Source organism: Paraburkholderia sp. JHI2823 (assembly GCF_038900695.1).
GTDB lineage: Bacteria > Pseudomonadota > Gammaproteobacteria > Burkholderiales > Burkholderiaceae > Paraburkholderia > Paraburkholderia mimosarum.
The window spans coordinates 308,117-331,522 of sequence record NZ_JAYMRY010000002.1; the positions used below are offsets into that span (position 1 = coordinate 308,117).

23 protein-coding genes are annotated in these 23,406 nt (G+C 66.0%); 3 read left to right on the forward strand and 20 right to left on the reverse strand.

Annotated features, from left to right (window positions below; translation table 11 throughout):
- Positions 1–365 precede the first annotated feature (365 nt).
- The 11 genes from nagE to VSR34_RS03990 form a co-directional block, all read right to left on the reverse strand.
- Positions 366–2,126 carry an N-acetylglucosamine-specific PTS transporter subunit IIBC gene (nagE, locus tag VSR34_RS03940; RefSeq protein ID WP_342961910.1) on the reverse strand — a complete coding sequence of 587 codons (1,761 nt, stop codon included), beginning with the start codon at positions 2,124–2,126 and terminating at the stop codon, positions 366–368.
- Positions 2,127–2,275: 149 nt separating this feature from the next.
- Positions 2,276–4,867: a phosphoenolpyruvate--protein phosphotransferase gene (gene ptsP, locus VSR34_RS03945; protein ID WP_342961911.1), complete on the reverse strand. Its 2,592-nt coding sequence runs from the start codon at positions 4,865–4,867 to the stop codon at positions 2,276–2,278.
- Between the two features lie 12 nt (positions 4,868–4,879).
- Positions 4,880–5,887 (reverse strand): SIS domain-containing protein, encoded by a 1,008-nt coding sequence (locus VSR34_RS03950; RefSeq protein ID WP_028230004.1) that lies wholly within the window; start codon positions 5,885–5,887, stop codon positions 4,880–4,882.
- On the reverse strand, positions 5,880–6,983 hold the full coding sequence (gene nagA, locus VSR34_RS03955) for an N-acetylglucosamine-6-phosphate deacetylase (protein WP_342961912.1): 1,104 nt from the start codon (positions 6,981–6,983) through the stop codon (positions 5,880–5,882). The genes VSR34_RS03950 and nagA overlap by 8 nt, the downstream gene beginning before the upstream one ends.
- 96 nt (positions 6,984–7,079) lie before the next feature.
- Positions 7,080–7,814, reverse strand: a complete 735-nt coding sequence (locus VSR34_RS03960) for a GntR family transcriptional regulator (protein WP_342961913.1) — start codon at positions 7,812–7,814, stop codon at positions 7,080–7,082.
- 521 nt (positions 7,815–8,335) lie between these two features.
- On the reverse strand, positions 8,336–9,148 hold the full coding sequence (locus VSR34_RS03965; protein WP_028230002.1) for a MetQ/NlpA family ABC transporter substrate-binding protein: 813 nt from the start codon (positions 9,146–9,148) through the stop codon (positions 8,336–8,338).
- Positions 9,149–9,316: 168 nt separating this feature from the next.
- A complete protein-coding gene (locus tag VSR34_RS03970; protein ID WP_342961914.1) occupies positions 9,317–9,958 on the reverse strand; it encodes an SCO family protein in 642 nt (213 codons plus the stop codon).
- A gap of 4 nt (positions 9,959–9,962) precedes the next feature.
- Entirely contained in the window at positions 9,963–10,868 is a 906-nt protein-coding gene (cyoE, locus tag VSR34_RS03975) for a heme o synthase (RefSeq protein WP_028209311.1), read from the reverse strand.
- A gap of 9 nt (positions 10,869–10,877) precedes the next feature.
- On the reverse strand, positions 10,878–11,987 hold the full coding sequence (locus tag VSR34_RS03980) for a COX15/CtaA family protein (RefSeq protein WP_028209310.1): 1,110 nt from the start codon (positions 11,985–11,987) through the stop codon (positions 10,878–10,880).
- A 36-nt stretch (positions 11,988–12,023) separates the two neighbouring features.
- A complete protein-coding gene (locus tag VSR34_RS03985) occupies positions 12,024–12,677 on the reverse strand; it encodes a cytochrome C oxidase subunit I (RefSeq protein WP_342961915.1) in 654 nt (217 codons plus the stop codon).
- A 103-nt stretch (positions 12,678–12,780) separates the two neighbouring features.
- Positions 12,781–13,563, reverse strand: a complete 783-nt coding sequence (locus tag VSR34_RS03990) for an SURF1 family protein (protein WP_051390680.1) — start codon at positions 13,561–13,563, stop codon at positions 12,781–12,783.
- 105 nt (positions 13,564–13,668) lie between these two features.
- On the opposite strand from VSR34_RS03990, the gene VSR34_RS03995 reads away from it, so the two are divergent.
- A complete protein-coding gene (locus tag VSR34_RS03995; protein ID WP_028201826.1) occupies positions 13,669–13,878 on the forward strand; it encodes a twin transmembrane helix small protein in 210 nt (69 codons plus the stop codon).
- A 123-nt stretch (positions 13,879–14,001) separates the two neighbouring features.
- Here the strand turns inward: VSR34_RS03995 and VSR34_RS04000 are convergent, their stop codons facing one another.
- From VSR34_RS04000 to VSR34_RS04035, 8 genes are all read right to left on the reverse strand, one after another.
- A complete protein-coding gene (locus tag VSR34_RS04000; RefSeq protein ID WP_028209308.1) occupies positions 14,002–14,859 on the reverse strand; it encodes a cytochrome c oxidase subunit 3 in 858 nt (285 codons plus the stop codon).
- 100 nt (positions 14,860–14,959) lie between these two features.
- On the reverse strand, positions 14,960–15,181 hold the full coding sequence (locus tag VSR34_RS04005; RefSeq protein ID WP_036017473.1) for a DUF2970 domain-containing protein: 222 nt from the start codon (positions 15,179–15,181) through the stop codon (positions 14,960–14,962).
- Between the two features lie 61 nt (positions 15,182–15,242).
- Entirely contained in the window at positions 15,243–15,821 is a 579-nt protein-coding gene (locus VSR34_RS04010) for a cytochrome c oxidase assembly protein (protein ID WP_042288253.1), read from the reverse strand.
- Positions 15,822–15,860: 39 nt separating this feature from the next.
- On the reverse strand, positions 15,861–16,001 hold the full coding sequence (locus tag VSR34_RS04015; RefSeq protein WP_209439859.1) for a cytochrome oxidase small assembly protein: 141 nt from the start codon (positions 15,999–16,001) through the stop codon (positions 15,861–15,863).
- 133 nt (positions 16,002–16,134) lie between these two features.
- Entirely contained in the window at positions 16,135–17,748 is a 1,614-nt protein-coding gene (ctaD, locus tag VSR34_RS04020; protein ID WP_028209306.1) for a cytochrome c oxidase subunit I, read from the reverse strand.
- Positions 17,749–17,932: 184 nt separating this feature from the next.
- Positions 17,933–19,582, reverse strand: a complete 1,650-nt coding sequence (gene coxB, locus VSR34_RS04025) for a cytochrome c oxidase subunit II (RefSeq protein WP_028209305.1) — start codon at positions 19,580–19,582, stop codon at positions 17,933–17,935.
- A gap of 88 nt (positions 19,583–19,670) precedes the next feature.
- Entirely contained in the window at positions 19,671–20,147 is a 477-nt protein-coding gene (locus tag VSR34_RS04030) for a DUF2244 domain-containing protein (RefSeq protein WP_028209304.1), read from the reverse strand.
- Between the two features lie 267 nt (positions 20,148–20,414).
- Positions 20,415–21,392, reverse strand: coding sequence for a methyltransferase domain-containing protein (locus VSR34_RS04035; protein ID WP_028209303.1), 978 nt, complete (start codon positions 21,390–21,392; stop codon positions 20,415–20,417).
- Positions 21,393–21,599: 207 nt separating this feature from the next.
- Here VSR34_RS04035 and VSR34_RS04040 point away from each other — a divergent pair, with 207 nt between their 5' ends.
- Together VSR34_RS04040 and trmL are read left to right on the forward strand one after the other, a co-directional pair.
- Entirely contained in the window at positions 21,600–22,343 is a 744-nt protein-coding gene (locus VSR34_RS04040) for a ComF family protein (RefSeq protein ID WP_342961962.1), read from the forward strand.
- A 45-nt stretch (positions 22,344–22,388) separates the two neighbouring features.
- Complete coding sequence (gene trmL, locus VSR34_RS04045) at positions 22,389–22,859, forward strand: tRNA (uridine(34)/cytosine(34)/5-carboxymethylaminomethyluridine(34)-2'-O)-methyltransferase TrmL (protein WP_028209301.1); 471 nt, start codon at positions 22,389–22,391, stop codon at positions 22,857–22,859.
- A gap of 14 nt (positions 22,860–22,873) precedes the next feature.
- Here trmL and VSR34_RS04050 read toward each other — a convergent pair whose 3' ends face one another.
- Complete coding sequence (locus tag VSR34_RS04050) at positions 22,874–23,401, reverse strand: O-acetyl-ADP-ribose deacetylase (RefSeq protein ID WP_028209300.1); 528 nt, start codon at positions 23,399–23,401, stop codon at positions 22,874–22,876.
- Positions 23,402–23,406: the final 5 nt, after the last annotated feature.

Below are 23,406 nucleotides of genomic sequence, written 5' to 3' on the forward strand. Positions count from 1 at the left end.
ACGCTAATAACAGGCTTGCGAACGTGCCTTCCCGGCTGCAGTGCAAGGAGCAAGGAGCGCCGTTGTTTTGGCCTTGCCAGACAAGCGACGCGCGAGCCGCAATGCGGCCGGCAAGGCACGTTCCCCAAACTTGAATTTCATTCCAGGGGCTGGCCGCCAGAAGGGCCGATCGCTGCGTCATGCTCCTCACGAATACGTCGAGTATTCGCTTCGTCGCAATCCCTGCGATCGGCCCTTCTGGCGGCCAGCGCAAGCCTGTTATTAGCGTGAACAGGCCCTGGCGTCGAGGCTCGCTTTAGCAGGTGGCAAAACAGAAACGCCGCGGCATTGGGCCGCGGCGTTCTTCATCGGCTTACGCGCCCCGATTAAGCTGGCTGCAAAGCCAGCTCACGCGCATAGCGTGCCGCCGCGTCACCCACGACGATGTGCAGCGTATCCGCCGAGACCCACGCCACGTCGAGCGCCGCGAGCTTCTCGCGATCCACGGCCGCCGCATCGCGCACGATCACGCGCAGGCGCGTGGCCGCGACCGCATCGAGCGAAACGATGTTGCCGACGCCGCCGAGCACCGCGAGCCAGCGCGCCGGATCCGGATCGAGCGGACCCGTTACGCCACCCGCGTTTGCGGCCGCTGCCGCCTGAACTGCCTGGGCGCCGTGCGAGCCAGGAGCTATGGGTTGAGCCACCGGCACCGCGCCGCCGCGTGCGATCTCGCCGCGGATTTCATCGGCGATGATGTCGGCTTCCGGCCCGATGATGACCTGCACGCTTTCGCCGCCGCGCTTGAGCACGCCGCGCGCGCCAATCGCCTTCAATGCCGGCTCCGAGACATGCGCCGGATCGGCCACCGTGAGACGCAGGCGCGTCGTGCATGCGTCGACCACCTTCAGGTTGGCCGCGCCGCCGAGCGCATCGATATAGCGCGCGGCACGCGAGAGCGAGGCCGCCGGGGCCGCGCCGCCAGCCGGCACTGCAACGCCCGACATCGACGAGGCGATCGCCGTGTCGCCCGCCGAGGCTTCACGGCCCGGCGTGGGCAGATTGAAGCGGCGGATGAAGAAGCGGAACAGCGCGTAGTACACGACGGCATAGGCCACGCCGAGCGGAATGGCATACCAGCCGTGCGTGGAGAGCCCGAAGTTCAGCACATAGTCGATCGCGCCAGCCGAGAACGTGAAGCCGAGCTTGATGCCGAGCAGCGAGCAGATCGCGAGCGAGAGCCCCGTGAGCACCGCGTGGATCGCGTAGAGCACGGGCGCGAGGAACATGAACGTGAACTCGATCGGCTCGGTCACGCCCGTGAGAAATGAGGTGAGCGCCATCGAAAGCAGCAGGCCCCCGACCATCGCGCGCTTTTCCTTCGGCGCCTCGTGCAGCATGGCGAGGCACGCCGCCGGGAGGCCGAACATCATGACCGGGAAGAAGCCGGCCATGAAGCTGCCCGCCGTCGGGTCGCCCGCGAAGAAGCGGTGCAGGTCGCCCGTTACCGCAGCGCCGCCCGCCGGCGTGAACGAGCCGAACACGAACCATACGAGCGAGTTGAGGATGTGATGCAGACCGGTGACGAGCAGCAGGCGGTTGAGCAAACCGTACACGAAGGTGCCGATCGCGCCCGCAGTCGTGAGCCAGTGGCCGGCGGTGTCGATCACGCCCTGCACGGGGCCCCAGATATAACCGAAAACGACGCCCAGCACGACGCATGTGAGCCCGGTGACGATGGGCACGAAGCGTTTGCCGCCAAAGAACGCGAGGAACTCGGGCAGCTTGATGTCCTTGAAGCGGTTGTACAGCATGCCCGCGACGATACCGGCCACCACGCCGGACAGCACGCCCATGTTGAGCTTGTCGTTGATGTCCTTCATCACGGCCGTCTGGACCAGATAGCCCAGCGCGCCCGCGAGCGCCGCGACGCCGTTGTTGTCTTTCGCGAAGCCCACGGCGATGCCGATCGCGAACAGGAGCGGCAGGTTATCGAAGATCGCGCCGCCCGCGTCGGCGATGATCTTGATGTTGAGCATATCGGCCTGGCCGAAGCGTAGCAGGATGCCGGCAACCGGCAGCACTGCGATCGGAAGCATCAGCGCGCGGCCGAGGCTCTGTATCTTGAGAAACGGATTGCCATCCATTGAACTGCCTCCAGTCCCTGTCTCTTGCGTGACGTGGTTGGTGAGAGAGGCCGGCGCACATTGACCGCGCACGCCGGCGTGATTTTAAGGATTACTTACGGTGTCGAGAATCGAACGGATGAAACCGGTTAGAAACGCATGAAGCGCAGTCAGTCGAGCGGCCAGCTTTCGCGGCTCGCGGCGCGCACCGCTTGCGCCGATTCGAGCGCGAGCGCCTGCTGCGCGCGCTCGCGACATTCGTCGTAGTCGAGCTTGCGCACACGTGCCTTGATCGACGGCACCGAAACCGGGTCGACGGAAAGCTCGGCCACGCCAAGGCCCACGAGCAGCGGCACGGCGAGCGGATCGCCCGCCAGCGCGCCGCACACGCCCACCCACTTGCCGTGCTTGCGGGCGCCTTCGACCGTCGCCGCGACGAGCCGCAGCACGGCCGGGTGCAGGCCGTCGGCCTGCGCCGCGAGATCGGGCTGGCAGCGATCCATGGCGAGCGTGTACTGCGTGAGGTCGTTGGTGCCGATCGAGAGGAAATCGGCGTGGCGGGCGAGCTGGTCGGCGAGCAGCGCCGCCGAGGGCACCTCGATCATCACGCCCACTTCGATCGGCTCGGTGCGGCCCGCTTCGCGTGCGAAGGCGTCGATGCGTTCGCGCAAGCGCACGAGCTCGCCCACATCGGTGACCATCGGCAGAAGGATGCGCACCTTGCCCGCCGGCTTGACAGCCACGAGGCCGCGCAACTGGTCGTCGAGCAGATCGGGGCGCACCTGCGCGAGGCGGATGCCACGCAGACCCAGCGCCGGGTTCGGCTCGGGCGGGAGCGTCAGGTAGTCGACTTCCTTGTCCGCGCCCACGTCGAGCGTGCGGATGATCGCCGTGCGGCCCGCGAGCGCGTCCGTGATCGCCTGGTAGCTCTGGCGATGCTCTTCCACCGTCGGCGCGGCCTGGCGATGGATGAACAGCAGCTCCGTGCGCAGCAGACCCACGGCGTCGGCGCCGTTTTCCACCGCCGTGCTGGCGTCTTCGAGCGTCGCGATGTTCGCGGCGACTTCCACCGCGTGGCCGTCGCGCGTGGCCGCGGCCTCGTGCGACGTGCGGCGGTTCGCTTCGCGCACGCCCGCGAGGCGCTGCTTCTCGCTGCGCGCGCGTTCGACGTCGAATGCGCTCGGCGTATAGGCGAAGCGGCCCGCGCCCGCATCGACGACGACTTCCGTGCCCTCGGGCACCGCATGGAGCGCGTCGCCGAGCGCGACGATCGCCGGAATGCCGGCCTGGCGCGCGATGATCGCCGCATGCGAGGTGGCGCCGCCGCGCGCCATCACGAGCGCGGTCACGCGTGCGCGGTCGAGCGTAGCGAGGTCGGACGGCGTGAATTCGTCGGCGGCTAGCACGGCTTCCTCAGGTAGCGTGCGCGCGGCCGTGTTCGAGAGGCCGAGCGCGCGCAGCACGCGCTTTTCGAGGTCGCGCAGGTCGGCGGCGCGCTCCGCGAGCAACGGATCGTCCACCTTGCCGAGCACCGCGATCTGCGCGCGGATCGCTTCGCGCCACGCGTAGCCCGCGCTATTGCCGAGGCTGATGGCATCGCGCGCGGCGTCGACGAGCGTCGGGTCTTCGAGCAGCACGCGGTGCATCGTGAAGATGCCCGCCTCGCCAATCGCGCCACGCTGCGAAGCGGTGCGCACGCTCTGGTTCAGCTCGGCATCGACGACGGCAATCGCCTTGTCGAGCAGACGGCTTTCCGCCGCCGAGGTGCCGCTCGCGAGTTCCGGCGGCGTGAGTTCGGCTTCCTCCCAGCGCACCAGCTTGCCCACCGCGACGCCCGGCGCGGCGCACACACCCGCCAGCACGCCGGGCTCGGCCGAAGAGGCTGCCGCGACAGCCCGAGGCTGCACGGGCGCGGGCGAAAGCTGCCGCGCCGGCGCTTCGCCACCCTCGCCCGGCGCTTCGCGCAGGAGTTCGTTCGCGACGGCATCCACGGCGCGCTGCGCGTCCTTGCCGATGCCGACGAGTTCGATGGTCGCGCCCTCGCCCGCGCCCAGACCCAGCAGGCCGACGACGCTCTCGATGGCGGACTTGCGCTCGCCGAAGCGAACCTCGACGCGTGCGTCGATGCCGCGCACGGCTTCGCGCGCGCGTGCCGCCGGCCGCGCATGGAGGCCGCCCGCATGCGTGAGCGTGACGCTGCGGCGCACTTCGTTCGCGACCAGGTCGGTATGGGCGACGACCTCCACGCCTTCCCGTGCGCGCAGCACGAGCAACGCCGTGGTACCCGCTTCGACGTGGCCCGCGCCCGCGCGCCGGACCACCTCGAATGCGTCCGAGTTGGCCACCGCGACGACCGAGACGAGGCTCGGCGCGCTGCACGCCACGACGTCGAGATCGAACTCGATGAGCGTGTCGCCGCGGCGCACGTGCGCACCCTGCGCGACCTTCGGCGTGAAACCCTTGCCGTTCAGTTCGACCGTGTCGATGCCGATGTGCACGAGCACCTGTGCGCCTTCGACCGTTTGCAGCGTGACGGCGTGGCCGGTGCGCGCGAGATGCATGACGACGCCGTCGCACGGCGCGACCAGCCGGCCGACGAGCGGATCGACGCCGATCCCGTCGCCGAACAGCCCTTCCGAGAACACGGGATCGGGCACCGACGCGAGCGGCACGACCGGCCCGGTGAGCGGCGAGACAATCAGGATGTGCCCCTCGACGCGTGTATGCGGATCCATCAGGCGAGACTCCTCGATGCGTTCCATTCGCTTTCCAATCTAGTGGGTTTCGGTGACTTTGTTCAAATAGCGCGGCTCGTCCGGATTGCGGCCGCGCGCGGCGGCAAGGCGCGCCGCCATCACGTAGAACGAGAGAATGGCCGCGATGGGATCGAGCGCGGCGTCGGCCGTCGTCGCGAGCGGCAGCGCTGCGCCGGATACGTCGGCGGGCGCGGCGAGCAGCACGCGCGCACCGCGCTTTTCCATGTCGCGGGCGAACTCGATCAGGCCCGCCTGCTCCGGCCCGCGCGGCGCGAACACGAGCAGCGGATAGTCGCGATCGATCAGCTCCATCGGGCCATGCCGCACTTCGGCGCTCGAAAACGCTTCGGCCTGAATACCCGAGGTTTCCTTGAGCTTGAGCGCCGCTTCCTGGGCAATGGCGAGGCCCGGTCCACGACCGATGACGATCATCTGCGTGACGTCGCGCAGTTCCTCCACGGCCTTCGACCAGTCGAGCGTGCCCGCGCGCTCGAGCGCGTCGGGCAGCGCGCGCACGGCATCGAGCAACCCGCTGTCGCGCTGCCAGAAGCCGACGAGTTGCGCCGACATCGCGAGCATGGCGATATAGCTCTTGGTGGCGGCCACGCTGAGCTCGGGACCGGCGAGGAGCGGCAGTTCGGTGCCGGCGGCCTCGGCGAGCGGCGAGCCCGCGACGTTGACCATGGCGGCCGTCAGCGCGCCGGCTTCGCGCAGCGCCTTGATCGTCGCGACGAGGTCAGGACTCCTACCCGATTGGGAGAAAGCAAGGGCGAACTGGCCGCGCACGCGTAAGGGCGCCTGTTGCAGCGTGGCGATCGACATCGGGATCGAGGCCACCGGCACGCCGATGCGGCTCATGGTGAGCGCGGCGAAGTAGCTCGCCGCGTGGTCCGAGCTGCCGCGCGCGACAGTGAGCGCGACGTGGCGCGGCTCGGCTTCGAGCACGCGGGCGAGCGCCTCGACGCGCGAGGTGTCCGCGAGTTGTGCGGCGACGACGCCGGCCGAGGCCAGCGCTTCATTAAGCATATTCGACAATCGATTCTCCTTCGACATAGGTCGCGGTGAGCGCCAGCTCGCGATCGAACACGTTGACATCGGCCCATGCGCCGCGCACGAGGCGGCCACGGTCTTCGATGCCGAGGTAGTCGGCGGCATAGCGCGACAGACGCGCGGAAACATCGGCGATCGGCAAGCCGATCGAGACGAGGTTGCGCAGCGCCTGGTCCATGGTGAGCGTGCTGCCCGCGAGCGTGCCGTCGGCGAGGCGCACGCCGCCGAGGCATTTCGTCACGCGCTGGCTGCCGAGGCGGTATTCGCCGTCGGGCATGCCGGTGGCCGAGGTGCTGTCGGTCACCACATAAAGGCGCGGAATGGCGCGCAGCGCGGCGCGGATCGCGCCCGGATGCACGTGCAGCAGGTCGGGAATGATCTCGGCGTACTCGGCATGCGCGAGCGCCGCGCCAACGACGCCCGGATTGCGGTGATGCAGCGGCGACATCGCGTTGAAGAGGTGCGTGAAGCCGCAGGCGCCGTGCTTGAGCGCGGCCACGGCGTCGTCGTAGGTGGCGAGCGAGTGGCCGAGTTGCACGCGCACGCCGCGCGCCGCCATCTCCCCGATGATCTCGATGTGACCGGCGATTTCGGGTGCCACGGTCACCACGCGGATCGGCGCAATCGCGAGGTACTTGAGCACTTCGTCGAGCACGGCCGAAACAGCGGCGTCGGGTTGCGCGCCGAGCTTGCCCGGGTTGATGTACGGCCCTTCGAGGTGCACGCCCAGCACGCGCGCGCCGCCCGCCGTGCGGTTGCGCGTGACGTTGCCGAGGCCCGCGACCACGGCCATCAGCTCGTCGCGCGGCGCCGTCATGGTGGTGGCGAGCAGGCTCGTGGTGCCGTAGCGGGCATGCGTGCGTGCGATGGTTTCCATTGCATCGCCGGCTTCCATGACGTCGGCGCCGCCGCCGCCGTGCACGTGCAGGTCGATGAAGCCCGGCAGGATGTAGGGCGCGTCGTTCTTCGCCGGATCGGTGGCCTCGCCCGTGATCGCGGTGATGCGTCCGTTCTCGAACGACAGCGTGCCGTGGATCCAGCCTTCAGGGGTGAGTATGTTTCCGCTCAGCATGAGATTTTTCCGATGAAGTGCATCAAAGCGCGGTAGGACGTTTCGGTGAATTGCATGAGAGAGAGTGCGCCGGCGCTCCGTTCCTGCGGGCGGCGCTCACTGGCGCAGCTCCGCAACGAAGTCGTAATAGCCGTCGCGGCAATAAGTGTCGGTCAGCTCGATGGCGCGCTGATCGGCGGAAAAGCCCACACGCGTGATGACGAGCAGCGCCGCGCGCGCCTCGACGCCCATCAGCGCGGCGATCTCGCCGGTCGCGTTGACGGCGCGAAAGTGTTGCAGCGCGCGCACCACGGGCACGCGGCGCTGCTCCAGGTAAGCGTACAGCGAGCCGTCGATGGCTTCGGGGTCCGGCACGATCGAAACCGGCAGCGCCGAATGCTCCACGGCCATCACGATGCCGTCGGCGCGCCGCAGCCGGCGCATGCTGGCCACCGAGGCGGCCGGCGAGAGCCCGAGCTGCACGATCTCCTCGCGGCGCGCGGGGCGCACTTCGCGCTCGAGCCATACCGAGTCGGGCGTGAAGCCCCGCTGTTCCATCTTCTTCGTGAAACCGGTCAGGCGCGAAAGCGGGTCCTCCACGTGCGGCGTGATGAAGCTGCCCGCGCCGCGCGCGCGCCGGATCAGCCCCTGCTCCACAAGCAGCTCGATCGCCTTGCGCGCCGTGATGCGCGACACGCCGATGGCGTCCGAAAGCGTCCGCTCCGAGGGCAGCGCCTCGCCGGCGGACCACACGCCGCAATGAATGGCCGTGGCAAGGTTGTGCGCCAGCTGCAGATAGAGCGGCGTCACATTGCGCGCATCGGGCATCAGGGCAGACCAACGGGTTTCCATGGACTTGGCGCCAGCGGTTGGAGAGATCGTGGAGGGCCGGGCCGGCATGCCTTGTGGCGATGCAGTGGGTTCCGGCGCGAATGAGAGCCCATTATATAACCACAATAAGACCAGTCAACACATGAGAACCGGCAACAGGCAGGCTTGAAATATCCCTTAAAATCAAAAACTTATACGAACACACAAGGCGCGGAGCGCACACTGCATAGCATCGGGATTTACCCTGAAAAGAGCTTTTTCGGGCTCCGCGAGGAGACCAGATTGGTTTCATACAGGTCATTGTGGATAGCCCAGCGTAATACCGGCATAGCACCAGCGACATGGATTCGCGAGAAAGATAGCGCGCGCCCAGGAGATCGCCGGGCGGGCGCCGTCAAACCAGCGCGCCTGGATCGGCACGATCCATCGACTCGCCACAATTCGTGCGCAATAAAAAACGCCGCGGCTCTCGCCACGGCGTTCGGATCCTGCAAGGGCTGCCCGCGTCGACTAGACGCAGGCCCAGGCTTCTCGAATAGTCCTTAGAACGACGGAACCATCGACCCCTTGAATTCACCCTTGATGAACTGACGCACGTCTTCGGACTGATAGGCGGCGACCAGCTTCTTCACCCAGGGCTTGTCCTTGTCCTGCGTGCGCACCACGATCACGTTCGCGTAGGGGCTGCGGATGTCTTCCAGCGCAATCGCATCTTTCGTCGGCTGCAGGCCGGCGGCCAGCGCGTAGTTCGTGTTGATGACGCCCGCGTCGACGTCGGCGAGCGAGCGCGGCAGTTGCGCGGCGTCCAGTTCGACGAACTTGATCTTCTTCGGGTTCTCGGCGACGTCGAGCGGCGTGGCGTTGCTGCCGTTCACGCCAGCGCCCGCGCGCAGCTTGATGACGCCCTTCGACTGCAGGAGGAGGAACGCGCGGTTCTCGTTCGACGGGTCGTTCGGCACCGCGATCTTCGCACCTTGCGGGAGGTCGTTCAGCGACTTGAGCTTCTTCGAGTACACGCCGATCGGCGAGATGTACGTGAGACCGACGCTCTGGATCTTGTAGCCGCGCTGCTTGACCTGGCTGTCGAGGTAGGGCTGGTGCTGGAAGCTGTTGGCGTCGAGGTCGCCGGCGTCGAGCGCGGCGTTCGGCTGCACGTAGTCGTTGAATTCGACGACCTTGACGTTCAGGCCTTCGCGCTTCGCAACCTTCTGGACGACGGCCCAGACCTTGGCGTCCGGACCCGAAACGGTGCCGACCTTGATGGTCTGGTCGTCGGCGCGGGCGCCGAAGCTGGCTGCGAGCGTGGTGGCGGCTACGCCGGCGAGGAGTGCTTTAATCAGATTTCTGCGCTGCATGGAGGGTGATGTTCCTGCGTGGTTTGTTGTCGCTCCGGTTGCGCGGCGTTGTGCGCCGTCCGCCGGACGATATAAATCGTCTCATATGGACCCAGCTCTGCGAAATAAAGAATTCGCATACTGGTATGCCGGCGGGCAAGGAGGCGCCCGCGGCGGCGGGCTTCTCCTTCAGGCGGGATTTGAGCCGAGGAGGATCTTCAGGTCGTGCAGCCAGGGCGTGACGCCCTGCCCGTCGCGCGCGAAAAGGCGCAGCTTGCCGGTCGTGTCGAACACGTAGCTCGCGGCGGTGTGGTCCATCGTGTAGCTGTCCGGCGCGTTGCCGGGCACCTTCGCGTAGTAGACGCGGAAGTCCTTCGCCACTTGCTTGAGTTGCGCGTCATCGCCGGGACGCAGTCCGACGAAAGTCGGATTGAACGCGGCCACGTACTGGCCGAGGATCTGCGCGGTGTCGCGCTCGGGATCGACGGTGACGAACAACACCTGCACACGCTTCGCAGCATCGGGCCCCAGTTGCTGGAGCGCCTGCGAAAGCTCGGCCATGGTGGTCGGGCAAACATCGGGGCAATGTGTGTAGCCGAAGAACAGCACGACCACCTTGCCCCGGAAATCGGCGAGCGTACGGGTCTTGCCGTTCGCGTCCGGCAGCGAGAAGTCCTTGCCAAACTGCGTGTTGCCGGTGATGTCGAGGTTCGAGAACGACGGCGGCTGCTGCCCGCAGCCTTCCAGAACCAGCGTGCCCCCTACCGCGCCCGCTACGGCGAGCGCAACGAGCGTGGCACGCGCCACGCGCGCGAACGTTGAGCGCGCCATATCGTTACGCTCCGATGAGCGCATGCACGTAATGGTCGACGAGCAGCGCCGCGAACAGCAACGACAGGTAGACGATCGAATAGCGGAAAGTCTTGCGCGCGAGCGCGTCCGAGTACTCGAGATAGATCTTCCACGCGTAGGCGAGGAACACCGCGCCGAGCAGCACGGCCGCAGCCAGATACAGCACGCCGCTCATGCCCGAGATGTACGGCATCAGCGTGACCGCGAACAGGATCACGGTGTAGAGCAGGATATGCAGGCGCGTGTATTTCTCGCCGTGCGTGTTGGGCAGCATCGGCAGGCCGGCGTTTTCGTAGTCCTTGCGGCGGTAGAGCGCGAGCGACCAGAAGTGCGGCGGCGTCCACACGAAGATGATGAGCACGAGAATCCAGGCGTCGCCGGGCACGTGGCCCGTCACGGCGGCCCAGCCGAGCGCCGGCGGCATGGCGCCCGAGGCGCCGCCGATCACGATGTTCTGCGGCGTGGCGGGCTTGAGCAGCAGCGTGTAGATGATCGCGTAGCCAACGAAGGTCGCGACGGTCAGCCACATCGTGAGCGGATTGGTGAACGTGTACAGCACCCACATGCCGAGGCCGCCGATCACCGCGGAGAAGATCAGGATCTGCATGCTCGTGATCTCGCCGCGGGCCGAGGGACGCCAGGCCGTGCGACGCATGCGCGCATCGACCTTTTGCTCGACCAGGCAGTTGATCGCGAAGGCCGCGCCGGCCGTGAGCCAGATGCCGACGGTGCCGCCGATCAGCTGTTTCCAGGGCACCATGCCCGGCACGGCGAGGAACATGCCGATGACGGCGCAGAACACGGCCAGTTGCGTGACGCGCGGCTTGGTGAGCGCGAGATATTGGGAAATCCGGCTACCGGGCGTCTGGGAGAGGGTTGTACTTTCCATAGGGCGGGATCACACCGCAGCGGTGTCGCGCGCAGGGAGTACGGCGCGGCCGGGGCGGCTACAAGCAATTCGAAAGTTTAGCACGACGACAAGAAGCAGCAGGATCGCCGCGCCACCGTTGTGCGCCACGGCGACAGGCAGCGGCCACTGCAGCACGATGTTGGAAAGTCCTGTCAGGAACTGGATCAAAACAATAATGAGAACCCAGTTCGCCGGGCGTCGCAACGAGGCGTAGCGCCGCATGCGGAGCGCGAACCATACCAGATAAGCGATCACCGCGAACGCGAACGTGCGGTGCGTCCAGTGGATCGCGACGAGCGCGTCCTGCGTGATCACGTCGCCGTTGCCGTCCATGCCGAGCGCGCGCCAGAGGTGGAAGCCGTGATGGAAATCCATCGGCGGAATCCATGCGCCGTTGCAGGTCGGGAAGTCGGTGCAGGCGAGCACCGCGTAGTTCGTGCTGACCCAGCCGCCCAGCGCGATCTGCGCGACCAGCAGCCCGAGCGCCGCCAGCGCGGCCACGCGCCAGCGCGCGGCGTCGGGCTCGAACGCGGGCAGCGGCGTCATGCGCGCGGCGAGCCACGCGAGCGTGCCGAGCAGCGTGAGACCGAGCAGCAGGTGTGTCGTGACGATGATGGGCTGCAGCTTCATCGTCACCGTCCAGGCGCCGAACACGCCTTGCACGAGGATCAGCCCGAGCAGCGCGGTGGGCCACCAGGGCGACACATGCAGCGGCAGGCGCTTGATACGCGCACGCCAGGCAATCGCCACTTGCGCAATGATCAGGATACCGATCGCCATGGCGAAATAGCGGTGGATCATCTCGATCCACGCCTTCGTCATGCTCACGGGGCCGCTCGGCATGGCAAGATGCGCTGCGGCAATTTGCGCATGGGCGATGAACGGCGACGACGTCCCATAGCACCCCGGCCAGTCCGGGCAACCGAGACCCGAATCGGTGAGACGCGTGAAGCCGCCGAACATCACGAGGTCGAGCGTCATGAATGTCGTGAGCCAGACGAGCTTGCGAAACTTGTTGTCGTCGGCCTTCACCCAGACCCATGACAGCGGCAGCAACGCGATGCACAGGCCGATCAGGGCCAGCTCCAGGATAAACATCTCTCTACTCTTTCTGTCAGATTCGCGCTGCGCACCTTAACCGATGCGCGACCACTTGAGGAGTTTAGTGACGTCCTGTTTGATTTTCGACGGATCGGCATTCGCGGGGAACCGCATCATCAGATTGCCGTTCGGGTCGATCAGGTAGACGTGATCGGTGTCTTTCGTCGCATCCGTGGCGGGCAGCCACGCCGCGACCGCACCCGGATCGACGCGCAGCATGCGCGTGTCCGCGTAGGCGCCCTTGATCTTCGCGGGAACGCTCGCGTCGTCGGTGCGCAGCCAGACCGTGACGATGCGCTCGCGCTCCGGCCCCTGCGTCGCTCGCACCTGGCGCATGAAATAGAGCTTCGTCGCGCAAGCTTCACCGCAGGCTCCGCTGTCGACCGACACCATCAGCCAGCGCCCGCGCAGCGAGGCGAGCGGCACTTCGTGGCCGTCGTCGCCCATTGCCATGAGCGCGTCCGGAATGGGCCGCTGCGGCTCGATCAGCGCGCCGTAACTCGTCGTGCCGCCCTTGGGCTTGATCACGTAGTACGTGAAGTACGAAAGCACGATGGGCGCGCCGCAGATCAGCACGATCAGAAGGAGTATCCAGCGGCCGCGCCGCCGCGAGCCTTTCGGGCCCTGGGCGGCATGCGGGCCGGCCTTCTGCGCGACCCGGGGAGAACGGGGGGATTGCGTCGACACTCTCGTGGAACCTCACATCTGTCGCTTTCGGTTGTTCATGAACTGCATCAGCAGCGCCGATTTCTGGGTATGTCCGGATGAAATCGGTTCGTCCGACGAATCATCAGGCGTCCTTCGCGCTGCCTTCTTTTTCCCGGCCGGGATTATCGACGCGCGCTTCGGCTTCGCCTTCGCCGCGCGCTTTTGTCGCAGCCTTGCGGGCCGCAAAAAGACCGAACCCGAGCGCCGCGAGGGCCATGCCCCACCACTGGAGCATGTAGCCGTAGTTGCGCTCGACGTCGGTATCCGGCACGGGCCAGTCGCGCACGAGGCCGTCCTTGAAGGACGGCACGAAGCCGGTTTGCTGGATCACGAACGGTTGCAGCGGCAACCCGGTTTCCGCTGCATAGGAAGCGACGCCGAGATTCTGCCGTATCTTCTGATGCGCTGCAGAGCCGCCCGCACCGAGTTCGAATGCGCGCGAGGCGTTCGCGCGCGCAATGCCCACCACTTCGACGGGTCCCGGCTGCGTGACATAGGGCGCGATCGCGGTGCGGTCCGCGATGTTGCGCGGCAGCCAGCCGCGATTGACGAGCACGTACCCGCCGCCTTCGAGTTTAAGCGGCATGACGACATAAAAGCCCGGTTGATCGTTATACGGACGATTGTCGAGATACACGACGCGCTCGGGCACAAAGGTGCCCTTGGCACGCACGCGGTGGAACTCGATGTCCTTCAGCGCGAGCGGCGTGGCGCCGACCGTTTGCGGCGTGGACGATTCGTATTGCGTGATCTGCGCCTGCAGCACCTCCTTCTGATGCGCGCGATCGCGCTGCCAGAAGCCGAGCCGGATCGTGACGGCCATCACGATCAGGATCAGCAATGCGGGGACGAGCCGGATCTTCATGGGGCACGTCCGATGCGAGCCTGGCGGCGGATCGAACCCCGCGCGACGCAGCGCGGTGCGATAATGAGACAGACGTTTTCAGGCATGCCAAATTCCGTGAACTTCATGCACATACTGGTCCCCGTCGCGTTCGCGCTGATCATCGCGAGCATGATCTCGGCGCTCTACTTCATGATGCACGACCGGGGCCGCACCAAGCGGATGGTCTGGTCGCTCGCCACGCGCGTGGGCCTTTCCATTTCGCTCTTTCTCTTCATCCTGTTCGCGCACTGGATGGGCTGGATCCAGTCCACCGGGATTCCTTACGGCCGCTGAGCGCAGCGCCAAAAGTCACCGCATCGCGCAAAACACAAGGCGCCGCGTCGACGAGGTCGGGCGGCGCCTTGCTTCGTTCCGGTTCTCCTTTCTTGCGCCGCGAAAAATGCGGCGCGCGAGGCGTCACAGCCAGTACACGACGACGTAGAGGCCGAGCCAGACCACATCGACGAAGTGCCAGTACCACGCCGCGCCCTCGAAGGCGAAGTGATGGTCGGCGGTGAAGTGGCCGCGAATGAGCCGGATCATCACGACAGTCAGCATCGTGCCGCCCAGGAACACGTGGAAGCCGTGAAAGCCCGTGAGCAGGAAGAACGTCGAGCCATAGATGCCCGAAGCCAGCGTGAGGTTCAGTTCGCCATACGCATGGATATATTCGAACGCCTGCAGGAAAAGGAAGCACACGCCCAGCACGATCGTCGCGGCGAGCCAGGCGATGGCCTTGGTGCGATGATTGTCGCGCAGCGCGTGGTGCGAGACCGTGAGCGTCGCGCCTGACGAAAGCAGCAGCGCCGTGTTGATGGTCGGTACGGGCCACGGCGTCATCGAGCGGAAATGCGATACGAGTGCTGCCGGGCCGGTGTTCGGCCACACCGCCGAGAAGTCCGGCCAGATGAGCTTGTAGTCAAGGCTGCCGAGCTGGTGCAGAGCGATCGCGCGCGCGTAGAACAGCGCGCCGAAGAACGCGCCGAAGAACATCACCTCGGAGAAGATGAACCAGCTCATGCTCCAGCGGTACGACACGTCGACGCGCTTGCCGTACATGCCGCCTTCGGACTCGGCGATGGCGTCGCCGAACCAGTGCCACAGTGTGAAGAGCAGCCATAGCAGGCCGACGAGCACGCCGATCGGCCCCCACGACTCGCCGTTGATCCACGACGCGAGCGACGCGAGCATGATCAGCAGACCGATGGACGCGCTGATCGGATGCCGCGACGGGTGCGGTACGAAGTAGTACGGGCTATCGTTTTGGCCGCTCATGCCTCTTTCTCCAGTTTCCAGTTGCGCCGGACGCCGCCGGCTGCATTGACTCGAGTGTGTCCTCGTTATTCACTGCTTCGCGCGCGAGATTGCACACGCTTCATCCCACCACCGCGTGCACGATCAACAGCAGCACGACGATGAACAGCACCGCGCCAACGATTCCCGCGATGATCAATTGCGCGGGATGCAGGTTCGCGGCGTCGGCTTCGAGGTCGGCGCGCTTGCGCACGCCGAGGAAGGACCAAGCCACCGCCTTCATCACTTGCAGGATGCCGCCTTTCTTCCTGGCCGGCCCTGCTCCGCCGCCTTCGTCGCTCATGCGCCATTCGCCTCTTGAGCCTCTTGCGCTCGTTGGTCCCGTCGATCTCGCCACCCGTGCCTCATGCGCCCGCCGGCTGCTTCGGCGGCGGCGGCACGGCCGGCTTGTTCAACTCGAAGAACGTGTACGACAGCGTGATCGTCTTCACGTCCTTCGGCAGCTTCGGATCGATCACGAATACCACCGGCATGCGCTTCGTCTCGTTCGCCTTCAAGGTTTGCTGCGTGAAACAGAAGCACTCGATCTTGCGGAAGTACTCCGTTGCCTGCTTCGGCGCGTAGCTCGGAATGGCCTGCGCGTCGATCGTGCGTCCTTCGTTGTTCGAAATGTCGTACATCACCGTCATGACTTCGCCCGGATGCACGTCGAGGCTCGTCTGTTCCGGCTTGAAGCCGAGCAGCCCGCGCGCATTCGCGTCGAACTCCACCGAGACCGTACGCGTCATGTCCACCTGCGTGTTGCGCGCCTCGCGCTCCGTGGCGTCGCGCTGCACGAGGTTGTTGATCCCGGTGACCTGGCAGATCGCGCGATACATCGGCACCAGCGCGAAGCCGAAGCCGAACATCAGCAACGCCACGACGACGAGCTTGACGAGCATCGACCGGTTGATTGCGCGATCACTTCGAGCTTGCGTGGACATCGAACTTCCTCGAACGGTCTGCCGGCACACGCCTTGGCGTCAGTGGCCGGGGAAATACACCTGCTTGACGACGGCAGCCACAAAGAATCCGACTACGACCGCCAGCAAAACGAGGCCGAGCCGCAGATTGCCCGCGCGGATCTGCGCAGGCGTGCGTCTTTTTTGTGGATCCCGGGTCATGCGTTCAGCGCGGTTGGCCGCGGCTTCTCCTTGCATCGTGAATCACCCTTCGTGCCTCTCGCGCATCGGTCGATAAAGACTGCGACTTCGCTCGCGTCCGGCTGCCCGCAGCCGGACGCTACGACTCAACGGCTCATTCGACCGTCGGCGGATTCTCGAACGTATGGAACGGGGCCGGGCTCGGCACGGTCCACTCGAGGCCCGTCGCGCCGTCCCACGGCTTGTCGCTGGCCTTCTCCAGTTCGCCGCCGCCGCGATAGGCGGGCAGCGCCACGGCAAACAGGAAGTACACCTGAGAAAGCCCGAAGCCGAAGGCGCCGATCGAGATCACCTGGTTCCAGTCGGTGAACTGGGCCGGATAGTCGGCATAGCGGCGCGGCATGCCGGCGAGGCCGACGAAGTGCATCGGCAGGAACGCGAGGTTGAAGAAGATGAGCGAGCACCAGAAGTGGATCTTGCCGCGCATCTCGTTGTACATCCAGCCGGTCCATTTGGGTGACCAGTAATACCACCCGGCGAATAGCGCGAACAACGACCCCGCCACCAGCACGTAGTGGAAATGCGCCACCACGAAGTAAGTGCCGTGGTACTGGATGTCGAGGGGCGCCATCGCGAGCATCAGGCCCGAGAGACCGCCGAACGTGAACACGATGAGGAAGCCCACCGCGAACAGCATCGGCGTTTCGAAGCTGAGCGAGCCGCGCCACATCGTGGCGACCCAGTTGAACACCTTCACGCCCGTGGGCACGGCGATGAGCATGGTCGCGTACATGAAGAACAGTTGTCCCGTGACCGGCATGCCGGTCGCGAACATGTGGTGCGCCCAGACCATGAACGAGAGAATCGCGATCGAAGCGGTGGCGTACACCATCGAGCTATAGCCGAACAGCGGCTTGCGCGAGAACGCCGGGATCACCTGCGAAACGATCCCGAACGCGGGCAAGATCATGATGTAGACCTCGGGGTGCCCGAAGAACCAGAAGATGTGCTGGTACATGACGGGGTCGCCGCCGCCCGCCGCGTTGAAGAAGCTCGTGCCGAAGTGGCGGTCGAACAGCACCATCGTGATCGCGCCCGCGAGCACCGGCATCACGGCGATCAGCAGATACGCGGTGATGAGCCACGTCCACACGAACATCGGCATCTTCATGAGCGTCATGCCCGGCGCGCGCAGGTTCAGGATCGTCACGACGATGTTGATGCCGCCCATGATCGACGAAGCGCCCATGATGTGCACCGCGAAGATCGCCAGGTCCATGCCTGGACCCATCTGCGTGGAGAGCGGCGCGTACAGCGTCCAGCCCGCGGCGGTCGCGCCGCCCGGCGAGAAGAACGAGCCGACCAGCAGACACGCGGCGGCCGGCAGCAGCCAGAAGCTGAAGTTGTTCATGCGCGCGAACGCCATGTCCGAGGCGCCGATCTGCAGCGGGATCATCCAGTTCGCGAAGCCCACGAAGGCCGGCATGATCGCGCCGAACACCATGATGAGGCCGTGCATCGTGGTGAGCTGGTTGAAGAACTCGGGGCGCATGATCTGCATGCCCGGCTCGAACAGCTCCGCGCGAATCGCGAGCGCCATGACGCCGCCCGAGAGGAACATCACGAACGAGAACAGCAGATACAGCGTTCCGATGTCCTTGTGGTTCGTCGCCAGCAGCCAGCGCCGCCAGCCGTGAGGCGTGGCGTGCGCGTGATCGCCGTGCACGTGGCCGTGCCCCCCAGCTACATCGTGTCCGATGCTAGACATGACTATCTCCTGTCGGTCCGGTGCCGGCGCTGTCGCGCCTGACTCCTGCCCCATGCAATTGAGTTGCGGAAGCGAATTGCCTTTGCGTCTCTTGCTGCGGCGTTTGCCTGCTTTGTTATGTGCTCGCGCAGCGCTTGTCCTGCGTTTCTTGCTGCTTGCCGTACTTGCGCCCGGCCCTGGCCCTTCAGGCCGCCGTGCCGATCTCCACCCGGCGCGCTTCCTTCGCGTTCGCGCCGCCCGTGATCGTTTCCGGCTTCTTCAGAATGATGTGGTCTTCGGCGATACCGGCCGCCTTCATTGCGTCGCGCACCGCTTGCGCACGGCGCTTCGCGAGGTCGGCGTTCGTGCTGGCGTTGCCGCTCGAATCGGTGTAGCCCGAGAGCGTGAACTTCGCATCGGGGTGTGCCTTCGCGTAATCGGCGGCGGCCTGGATGGCGTCCTTCGCGTCGGCGGGCAGCGTGCTCTTGCCCACTTCGAAGTAGACGCTCGCCGGCAGCGCCGCCGTGGTCTGCGCCGCGCCGGAAGCCTGCTCGGCGCCGCTTGCCGCGGTCGTGCCGCTCGCCGCACTCGCTTCGGTGGCACCGCTTGCCGCGCCGGCCTCTGCCGCGCCGCTCGCCGCGCCCGCTGCGGCGGTGTGATCGCCGCCCTCGGGCATCTTGCCGTTGCGCGCGTCGGTGACCTGGCGCGGCTGCAGCACGTCGCCCGTATGGTTGCCCCACGAGTTGCGCTCGAACGTGATGACCGAGGCGATCTCGACGTCGTTGAGCGTGGGCGCCCACGAGGGCATGGCGTTCTTGCCCTGCAGGACGATGCTCACGTGCTGGGCGAGCGGGCCGTTGGCGACCTTGCTGCCGTCGAGCGCCGGGAACGCGCCCGCGCCCTTGCCGGTGGGCTGGTGGCAGACCGCGCAGGTCGACGTGTACACCTTCTCGCCACGCTCCTTCAGCTCGGCCAGCGTGTAGGTCTTGTTCGGGTCGTCGTTGGCGGCGGCCATCTTCGCCTTTTGCGTCTGCACCCACTTCGCGTAGTCGTCGTCGGACAGCACTTCGACCACGACGGGCATGAATGCGTGCTCCTTGCCGCACAGCTCCGTGCAGAAGCCGCGATAGGTGCCGACCTTGTCGGCCTTGAACCAGGTGTCGCGCACGAAGCCCGGAATCGCGTCCTGCTTCACGCCGAACGCGGGCACGTACCACGAGTGCACGACGTCGTTGGCCGTGGTGATGATGCGGATCTTCTTGTTGACCGGCACGACGAGCGGGTTGTCGACTTCCTGGAGATACGTATCCGTGATCGGCACACGGTTGTTCACCTCGGAGCGCGGCGTGCTCAGCGTGGAGAGGAAGTTGATGCCCTCGCCCGGCCCCTTCACGTAGTCATAGCCCCACTTCCACTGGTAGCCGGTGACCTTCACGGTGAGGTCGGCGTTGGACGTGTCCTTCATCGCGACGACGGCCTTGGTGGCGGGCAGCGCCATCAGCACGACGATGATGAACGGCACCACCGTCCAGATGATCTCGACCGTGGTGCTTTCATGGAAATGGGCGGCCTTGTGGCCCTTCGATTTGCGGTGCGCGTAGATCGAATAGAACATGACGCCGAACACACCGATGAAGATCACGGTGCATAGAAGCAGCATCATCATGTGGAGGCTGTAAAGCTCTGAGGCGATGCGCGTGACGGGCGGCTGGAAATTGATCTCGTTCACCGCAGGACCGCCGGGGCTGTCTCCGACTGCGAGTGCCGCGCCGGCGACGAGGAATCCGCTGCACGCCAGCACCCCCTGGAGGGCTCGCTTGATTGTTTTCATAGCTTCCTTACCCATAATTTCCATTCAAACCCTCGACCCCGCAGGAAGGTTTTGCAACCAGGGCGCCCCCTGGGACGCTCACGCCGCGCCGGCCGTGCTCACGCGCCGCGCATCAAGCCGCGCGCGCAAGCCAGATGCGCAGTTCCCGCGCGAACTGCGCACGCCGATATTGCGGCAGATGCAACCCGACAGCGACCGCCTGGCCGCGGGACACGAGACGCACCGGGTCGCGTGGGGTCGCGCCCGGCTCGACCCGGACCCAGCGGGGATTGAATTCGAACTGCACGAGCGCGTTGGCGCTCATCTGTTCGATCACCAGCCGGTTCGGATAAAGCCTGATACGTTCGTAATCGACAGCATGGCGCGCATGAATGACAAAAGCGCCGCCTACTACCAACAGATCGATACCGGTAAACGGCAAAACCAGCCAGGCGCCGTGGATCAACAACAGAACGGCGATCGCGATGGAAACCAGCGCCAGCGACACATAGAAGAACACGAATTGCCTGGGCGAAACCGAACAGTTGCGCTTCATGGTCCAGTCCTGCAGGACCGGCTCCGCACTCGCCAGCAGATCAGACGCCTGCATCGCTCGCTTCCCCCCACAACAACCTCGCCAGACTATCGCCGTGCCGCGCCGCGCACAACTACGGGGAGATCTGGACTTGCCACAGCGGATTTTGGGGACCCTTCCGTGCAGCAAACTGACGCATTATAGGCGCGATCCCAAGCCCTCACAAGCAACGCCCAATCGCCAGCAAACCCATACAGGACGGGCATTTCAGCGATTTTTCAGGCATTCCCGGGGGGCTTTTATGGCGCTAATTTCAGGCATAACGAAAGCCCCCTTACCGCATTACCGATTCCTTGCCGGACCGCGTCCGATGTCTTCGATGCGCACGATGCCATGGCCTTCGGCGGTCATGCGCGGCACGGCCTTCCACGCATGTCCGTAGATGATCTCGAAGGTCAGCGGGATCGTGCCCGCGTGCGGTCCGTCCGTGCAGCGGCGCGCCTCGAGCGCGGCGACGAGCGCCCGGTGCAGGCGCCGCGCGCCATGCACGCCGTCACCCTCGCGCTCGAACGGGTAGGCGCCCCAGCGGCGCACGTCGGCGAGCAGTTTCTCAGGCGTCGTGTAAGTGACGGTGAGCGTTTCCTGGTCCATCACCGGAATCTCGAAACCGTTCTCGACGAGCATGTCGCCGAGATCGTGCATGTCGACGAAATCGACGATGTGCGCACGCGTCGGCACGCCGTGCGCGGCCTCGACTTCGGCGAAGGCGCCGCGCAGTTGCTTGAGCGTGTCGGGCCCGAACGTGCTGAACATCAGCAGGCCGCCCACCTTGAGCACGCGCTGCCACTCGCCGAACACGAGGTCGGGGCGCGGATGCCAATGCAACGCGAGATTGGACCAGAGCAGTTCGAACGCGCCATGGGCGAACGGCAGTTCCGCGAGGTCGGCCTGCGCAAAACGCGGGCCGCGCGAGCCGAGCGCGCGGCCAACCGATGCGGGCAGAAAGCGGCGCCAGCTCGTATCGGCGGCATCGTTTGCGCGCGCGCGGCGCAGCATGGCGAGCGAGAGATCGGTGCCGAACACGGGCGCTTCGGGAAAGCGCTCGCGCAAGCCTGGCAGGTCGTCGCCTGGGCCACAGCCGACGTCGAGCACGGCTGCGGGGCTCACCTTGATGTATTCGAGCCGCTCGCGCATGCGCTGCGCGATTTCACGCGGAAGGAAGGCAACCTCGTCGAAAGTCGCCGCACGGCGATCGAAGATGCGCCGCAGGTGCCGGGTATCGTAGTCCGGACGGCCAGTTCTTGCGGGAGACGGGGACATGTCGGTCGTATTGGCGAAGTCGGCGAAGTATACTCGCTCACTCCCATCCTTTCAGTTGCACGCCCTTGCCGGGGCCGTCCTTCAATGCCGCTGCGCCTTTTTTCACGCGCGTCACGCCATGCATCGCGTGTCATGACACCCGAATCGAACCGCATACGTCTTGCGGGCGCAGTGCGCGCGTGTCGGGAAGCGCGCGAGCAAGTGGCAATGCGGCTTGCGCCGCGTTTATCGCAGCTGGCCCACTTCGCGTTGCCTAACCTTTGTCCATTATGCGGCAATTTGTCGCGAACCACGCTCTGCGTGTGCTGCGATGCGGCGTACTGCAACGAGGCGCGCCTGCGCTGCACGGTGTGCGCCATGCCGCTCGCGCACCGGCGCCGCATGAGGGGGCCAACGATGGGAAGCACTCGCTACCGCTGCGAAGCCTGCATCGAGACGCCGCCAGCGTTCGACGCGACGCTCGCGCTCGCCGATTACCGAGCGCCGCTCGATCTGCTCGCGCGCGGCCTGAAGTTCCGTGCGCGCCTTGCGCTCGGCGAGGAGTTCGCGCGACGCCTCGCGCTCGCGGCGCAAGACAACCTCGACCCGCACACCAGGCCCGATATCGTCGTGCCCGTGCCGCTTTCGCGCGAACGCCTCATCGAGCGCGGCTACAACCAGGCGTGGGAGATCGCGCGGCCGCTCGCGCGCCGGCTCGGCACGCCGGCGGACGCCACGCTAGTGCGACGCACCCTGCATACGGCGCCGCAATCGAAGCTCGATCGCGAAGCACGCCGCCGCAATGTCGGGCGCGCGTTCGCGCTCGCGCGGCCCGTCGCCGGGCAGCACGTGGGCGTGGTCGACGACGTGATGACCTCGGGCGCCACGCTCGATGCGCTCGCGCACACGCTCAAGGCCGCAGGCGCACGGCGTGTGACCAACTTCGTCGCGCTGCGCACGCCGAAAGACTGACCGGCACCATCCCTATCCAGGACATATAGAAAGAGTTTCATCGTCATGTTCAACGTCGTTCTCGTCGAGCCCGAAATTCCGCCGAACACTGGCAACGTCATCCGCCTGTGCGCGAACACGGGGGCGCGGCTGCATCTGATCGAGCCGCTCGGCTTTCCCCTCGACGACACGAAAATGCGCCGCGCGGGCCTCGACTATCACGAGTACGCGCAGATGCACGTGCACGGCAACTGGGAGGCGTTCATCGCGAAGGAAGCGCCCGATCCGTCGCGCATGTTCGCGTTCACGACGCGCGGCTCGGGGCGCTTTCACGCACACGCCTTCCAGCCCGGCGACTGGTTCGTTTTCGGTGCAGAAACACGCGGCCTGCCCGACGCGGTGCTCGATCGCTTCGAGACGCAACAGCGCGTGCGCCTGCCGATGCGGCCCGGCAACCGCAGCCTGAATCTCTCGAATACGGTGGCGGTCGTGGTATTCGAAGCGTGGCGCCAGGCGGGGTTCGAAGGCGGCGAATGACCCCGCGTGGGGCGCTACGCCTTGCTGGCCAGCTCGCGCTCGTAGCGCGTCAGCATCGACTGGTCGAAGCACGCGAAGATCACTTGCGCGAGCGCAGGCGACTTCGGCAGCTCGTCCATCACGGTCGCGACAGCGATGGTCACGGCGTCGTCGGCGGGAAAACGGTAGATGCCGCAACTGATCGCCGGAAACGCGATACTCGTGACACCTGCCTCGCGAGCGCGTTCGAGCGAGCGCCGGTAACACGAAGCGAGCAGACGCGCCTCGTCATTGCCGCCGCCGTACCAGACGGGGCCCACAGTGTGGATCACGTGTTTCGCGGGAAGGCGATAGCCGCCGGTGATTTTGGCGTCGCCGGTCGGGCAGCCGTCGAGGGTCTCGCACTCGCGCAGGAGGTCCGGCCCGGCAGCGCGGTGGATCGCGCCATCGACACCGCCCCCGCCGAGCAGTGAGGAATTCGCGGCGTTGACGATCGCATCGACGGCCAGCGTGGTGATGTCCACGGCTTGCGCCTCGATGCGGCAGCTTCCGATGATCAGCATACGGT